The 6000-nt window shown below is 35.4% G+C and carries 4 protein-coding genes; 2 read left to right on the plus strand and 2 right to left on the minus strand.

Going from position 1 to position 6000, the window contains the following annotated elements:
- Positions 1-152 precede the first annotated feature (152 nt).
- Positions 153-923, plus strand: a complete 771-nt coding sequence (locus DRF65_RS23115; protein WP_115973085.1) for a hypothetical protein — start codon at positions 153-155, stop codon at positions 921-923.
- Positions 924-927: 4 nt separating this feature from the next.
- On the opposite strand, the gene DRF65_RS23120 is transcribed toward DRF65_RS23115, so the two are convergent.
- Positions 928-1287 (minus strand): DUF4260 domain-containing protein, encoded by a 360-nt coding sequence (locus tag DRF65_RS23120; protein WP_115973086.1) that lies wholly within the window; start codon positions 1285-1287, stop codon positions 928-930.
- 233 nt (positions 1288-1520) lie between these two features.
- Positions 1521-2936, minus strand: coding sequence for a sugar MFS transporter (locus DRF65_RS23125; RefSeq protein ID WP_115973092.1), 1416 nt, complete (start codon positions 2934-2936; stop codon positions 1521-1523).
- Between the two features lie 439 nt (positions 2937-3375).
- On the opposite strand from DRF65_RS23125, the gene DRF65_RS23130 reads away from it, so the two are divergent.
- Entirely contained in the window at positions 3376-5673 is a 2298-nt protein-coding gene (locus tag DRF65_RS23130; RefSeq protein ID WP_115973087.1) for a polyribonucleotide nucleotidyltransferase, read from the plus strand.
- Positions 5674-6000: the final 327 nt, after the last annotated feature.

The raw sequence follows: 6000 nt of genomic DNA on the forward strand, positions 1-6000 counted from the left end.
TACCATCTGATATAAAGTTGAAATGTAACCCCTCATTACTTTTTTTTTATATCCTATTTTCTACGCAAAAAGACTGCGCATTATCTTTGTTATTTTGGATTATCAAAAAATAAATAATCTGAAAATAGGAGTAACATAAAACTAATACAATTATGAAAATACGTTTCAAAGACAAAGAAGTAGCTAGAAGTGTAAACGCGCTTCAGAACGAATATAAAGTTGTTGCTAAAGAAAAAGATCGTCAGGGTGAATATGTTTATACCTATTTTAATGATGAACTGCATGTAATGAAAACATCAGGTGATCATATAGAAATTACCGATGATGATATGTCTGATATGATACAGAGAAATGATCTTGGTTTTGGAAACGAATTTTATATTAATGAGTTTTTTATACAATTATTACCTGTAAATAATGGACATCTTATAAATATAAGCCATATTTGGTCTGCAAGTAAGGTGTTCAGGTACTTCGAAAAATATAATTATCAAATTCCAGATTCTTATAGAGATAAAGCTTTGAACGAAAATTATAAAATAGGTCTTATTGAAGGTTTTCTGATGGCTATAAAACCTTATATGGAAAGGAAATTTACGGGTGGAAATTATTTTGAAAGTTTTGAATTCTACAAAGGAAAAGCAATCTCGGAAATTGAGCTTAATATTAATGATAGCCTTGAAGAACTGAATGTATCAGAATATAAAGAACTTTTGAAAAATTTTATAGAAAAATATTTACATGATACTGAGGAAAATACCTCCAACTCCAAAGCATTTTCGAATACACTTTTTGCCTTGATTGATAGTCTTTTTATTTACGATATTACCCGTATTTTTTCCTATAAAACCTTCTATAATAATTGTTTTGTCATAGAACATCAGAATGAGTATTACTATCTGAAGCAGTTTTGGTGGGGATAATCAATTAGTCTTTGTTTTTTCCAATCTTCCCCAAATGTGTATTCTGAAAACTATCAGGATACTTTAATCCATATCCTAATATCCTGTCAAATGCAGAATGGGCAAATAATATAGTACCAATCATCTGTAAATAAGGGATGGATAAGGTAATCCCAGCAATATATACAATGATTGCCACACCCAAATGATGGAAAAGATTGTAACAAAATGCTCCTACTTTATTATTAATAGTGTATCCGAGCATGGAAATATCAGGAGCCAGAAATAATCCGGCAAACCACCACCATGAGTACCCTGTTTGAGAAAAAGCAAAGATTCCAAGGGCTAAAAAGGCAGCATATTCAAGTTTTAATTGGATTTTCATCAGAGTAAGATTTTAAGTGTTTTGTAAATATGTCGAAATCTCAGGAATAAAGTTACATATGGTGATTTGTGAACCAAAGCATTCGTGCATTTGTGGCTGAAAAATAATATTAGAAAATGCTGAGATATTAAGATTTTAGAGTATTAGGTAGTCTTTAAGGCATATAGATTATGTGGTAAAAAACAGGCTGCCTCATGATGAAACAGCCTGTTTTTTATGTCGTAGTGTACTATTTAATGTCCTGATTTCGCTTCAGTACTTTCTACATGGCTCAAATATTTCGTGCAATATGCCCCGAAAATTAGAATGATCAGATAACAGAAAACAGGAATGATAAATGAGTGCTGCACTCCAAACCGATCTGCTAAAAGTCCCTGGAAAATAGGAACAATAGCACCTCCCAAAATAGCCATAACGACTAAGGACGAACCTTGGCTTGTATATTTTCCTAATCCTGAAATGGCCAGCGTATAAATGTTAGAGAACATGATTGAATTGAAAATTCCGATTCCTAAAACACTGTACATGGCCATTTCACCGTGATTTACCATTGTAGAGATCAGTAAAATAACATTAATCGCTGCAAAGATGGATAATGTTCTTGCCGGAGCAGCTTTACCCACAAAGAAAGCTGCAAAATTCAGTAATATAAATACTAAGAAGAAGCTGATTTGCTCAAAATTAAGGTTTACAATACTGAAGATGACAAGGAATACTAATGTTGCAGCTCCTAGCATGAAGATAGCTTTTTTAGCCTGGCTAATGGAGTGGTTTAACGAAATCGCCCCTAAGAAACGCCCGATCATTGCTCCGCCCCAATATAAAGAAAGATAATTTTTACTGATTGCTTCATTGAACTTCATTGTTTCTTCAAGGAAACTGATGATGAAACTTCCTACCGCTACTTCACCTCCTACGTAACAAAACATCGCAAAAACTCCGAATTTTAAGTGGTTGAATTTTAAAGCACCCCAACCCTGTACGGTTTCTTCGGTTTCCGTCTGAAAGGAAGGAAGTTTTACTCTTGAAATTAATAATCCTACCAATAAAAGGATGGCAGCAAAAATTAAATAGGGTATTCTGGTAGCAACAGCGCTGAATGTTCCGTCCGGCTCAGAAAACAGTTCGAAAATTAAATGTCCTCCCAACACAGGTGCAATCGTGGTTCCGAAAGCGTTGAATGCCTGGGTCATATTTAAACGGCTGGATGCAGAATCTTCTGAACCAAGCAAAGAAACATAAGCATTGGCCGTAATTTGCAACACAGTAAATCCTAATCCTAAAATAAATAAAGCTCCCAGGAATAAAGGGTAATAGGAGAAAGTTGCTGCCGGATAAAACAGGATGCAGCCTAATGCCGCTAAACCGATACCAAACAAAATTCCTTTTTTGTAGCCCACTTTATTGATGGGGTCACCCTTGGAAATGGAAATCAGGAAATAAATCAGAGATCCGATAAAGTAAGCCCCGAAGAAACAGAACTGTACCAGCATGGATTCGAAAAAGGTGAGTTTAAAAAGTTGTTTCAGATAAGGGATCAGGATATCATTCATGCAGGTGATAAATCCCCACATAAAAAACAGCAGAGTGATGGTAATCAATGGTACCGTATAATTCCTGCTTTGAGATTGTACTTCTTTATTGATCATAAACATTTATTTATTAGGAAAGGAGAGTCTCCTTAATTTTTACCTACAGCATTGTATTTGGTGAAGTAGGGCAAATATAGGGATCAGCCTATGGTTTTGCAATTGTTTTAATGGTTTTTATAATGATAGGTATACTTTTTAATAGAAGTATAATGTTATTTCCATTTTTTGAGACAATAATACAAAAACAGCAGGATTTTTCAATACATTATCTCAAAAAAACATTTTTTTATTTTCACAAATAATGAATGAGTTAAGATTACTGATGTGAATTTTTTAAATCTTTCATCCACTGATAGCCAAAATTTTGTATTTTAAAGGCCTATTTATGCAATTGAAAAATTTAATATATCATTATTATATAGTACCTTTGCACACGAAATTTAAAGAGTTTAAATATTAATTCATACTCAATACGGAGTATTAAGAAGACAAATTTATGAGTATACCTCAAGCGTTTACAGAGCTGATTACTCTTGCTGATGGCAGAGAAATCACTATTGAAACAGGGAAATTGGCTAAGCAGGCTGATGGATCTGTGGTAGTAAAGATGGGTGGAACAATGCTTTTAGCAACTGTTGTAGCCAATAAAGAAGCAAATCCTGGTGTAGATTTTTTACCATTAACAGTAGATTATAGAGAAAAATTCTATGCGGGTGGAAGAATTCCTGGAAACTTCTTCCGTAGAGAAGCAAGACCTTCAGATCAGGAAATTTTAACAATGCGTTTAGTAGACAGAGTACTGCGTCCGCTTTTTCCTGAAGATTTCCACGCTGAAGTTCAGGTGATGATTTCTCTAATTTCTTATGACGGAAAAACAATTCCTGATGATTTAGCTGGTTTAGCAGCTTCTGCAGCTATTGCCATTACTGATATTCCTTTCAACGGACCTATGTCTGAAGTAAGAGTGGTAAGATTTGACGGACAACTTTCTATCAACCCAAGTTATGAAGAATTAAAAAATTCTGAATTGGATATTATGGTTGGAGCTACTAAAGACTCCATCGTAATGGTAGAAGGAGAAATGAAAGAAATTTCTGAGCAGGAAATGTTAGAAGCTATTAATTTTGGTCATGCTGAAATTAAAAAGCAAATCGAAGCTCAGGAGAGACTGGCAGAAAAAGTAGGTAAAGCTTTCCCTAAAAGAGAATATTCTCACGAAAACCATGACGAAGAAATTCGTGAAAAAGTTTGGAAAGAAACTTACGATAAAGTATATGAAGTAGCAAGAACTCCATCTGGTAAAGAGGAGAGAGGTGAGAAATTCAAAGCGGTTCGTGAAGAATTTTTAGCTCAATATGCTGATAATGAAGAAGAATTGGAAAGAGTAACTCCTTTCGTAAAAGTATATTATCATGATGTAGAAAAAGAAGCAATGCGTCAGATGATTCTTGAAGACAATATCCGTCTTGATGGTCGTGATCCTCAAACGATCCGTCCGATCTGGTCAGAAATTGACTATCTTCCGGGAGCTCACGGTTCTGCAGTGTTTACAAGAGGTGAAACTCAGTCTTTAACAGCAGTAACGTTAGGTTCTGTAAAAGATGCAAACATGGTAGACAGCGTTATTTCTCAGCACGACGAGAAATTCTTCCTACATTATAACTTCCCTCCATTCTCTACAGGTGAAGCAAGACCTTTAAGAGGTACTTCAAGAAGAGAAGTAGGACACGGAAACCTTGCTCAAAGAGCATTACAGGCAGTTATTCCTGAAGAAAATCCATATACCATCAGAATTGTTTCTGATATTCTTGAATCAAACGGTTCGTCTTCAATGGCAACAGTTTGTGCAGGAACATTAGCATTAATGGATGCTGGGGTTCAGATTACAAAACCTGTTTCAGGTATTGCAATGGGATTGATCACAGATGCAAAATCGGGTAAATTCACTGTACTTTCTGATATCTTAGGAGATGAGGATCACCTTGGAGATATGGATTTCAAAGTAGCAGGTACTGCAGATGGTATCACTGCTTGTCAGATGGATATCAAAATTCAGGGGCTTTCTATGGATATCATGGAAAAAGCTTTGATGCAGGCTAAAGACGGAAGATTACACATCTTAAATAAAATTACTGAAACTATTTCTGAGCCAAGAGCAGATGTGAAACCTCACGCTCCGAAAATGGTGGTAATGGAGATCGCTAAAGACTTCATTGGTGCTGTAATCGGACCTGGAGGAAAAATCATTCAGCAGATGCAGAAAGATACAGATACGGTTATTGCTATTGAAGAAATTGGTGAGATCGGACGTATCGAGATTGCAGGAACAGACAGAGAGAAAATCAATGCTGCGGTTGCAAGAATCAATGAAATTACTTTCGTACCGGTTGTAGGAGAAGTTTACAACGGAAAAGTAGTGAAAGTAATGGACTTCGGTGCATTCGTTGCGATTGCTAAAGGAACAGAAGGACTTCTTCACATTTCTGAAATTGAATGGGCTCGTTTAGATAAAGTTCCTTATGCTGAAGGTGATGAAGTAGAAGTTAAATTTATGGGTTATGATGACCGTAAGAAAATGAAACTTTCCCGTAAAGTTCTTTTACCAAGACCTCCAAGACCAGAAGGACAAGGTAGACCAGAAGGACAGGGTAGACCGGAAGGACAAAGAAGACCTGAAGGGCAAGGAAGACCAGATGGACAAAGAAGACCGGAAGGACAGAGAAGACCAGAAGGACAAGATAGACCACAAGGTGAAAGACCTGTAGAAAATCAGGAACCTTCTGCTGAAGCATAAGAATCATTCTTAGATATAAAAGAAATCCCTCAATTTTGAGGGATTTCTTTGTTTTTAGATGGTTTACTTGTTGGAAAACGCAAAGCTACAAAGAGCTTAAAGCATCACGCTGCTTTATTTTTTTGCCGAATGCACGAATGACTTTATTATATGTTATTATGTGGTTTAAAAAATACTTTAATTTTAACTACATAGGCACATAGAATTTATTTGTAAATAAAATTATTCGTGTATTCTAAGACATATGCAAATTATATCTTGTTAAATTTACAAAAGGTTCCTCTCTTTTTACCACAGCAAATATTCTATAGATCAGTTTGCAACATA

The organism is Chryseobacterium pennae, from assembly GCF_003385515.1.
GTDB classification, from domain to species: domain Bacteria; phylum Bacteroidota; class Bacteroidia; order Flavobacteriales; family Weeksellaceae; genus Chryseobacterium; species Chryseobacterium pennae.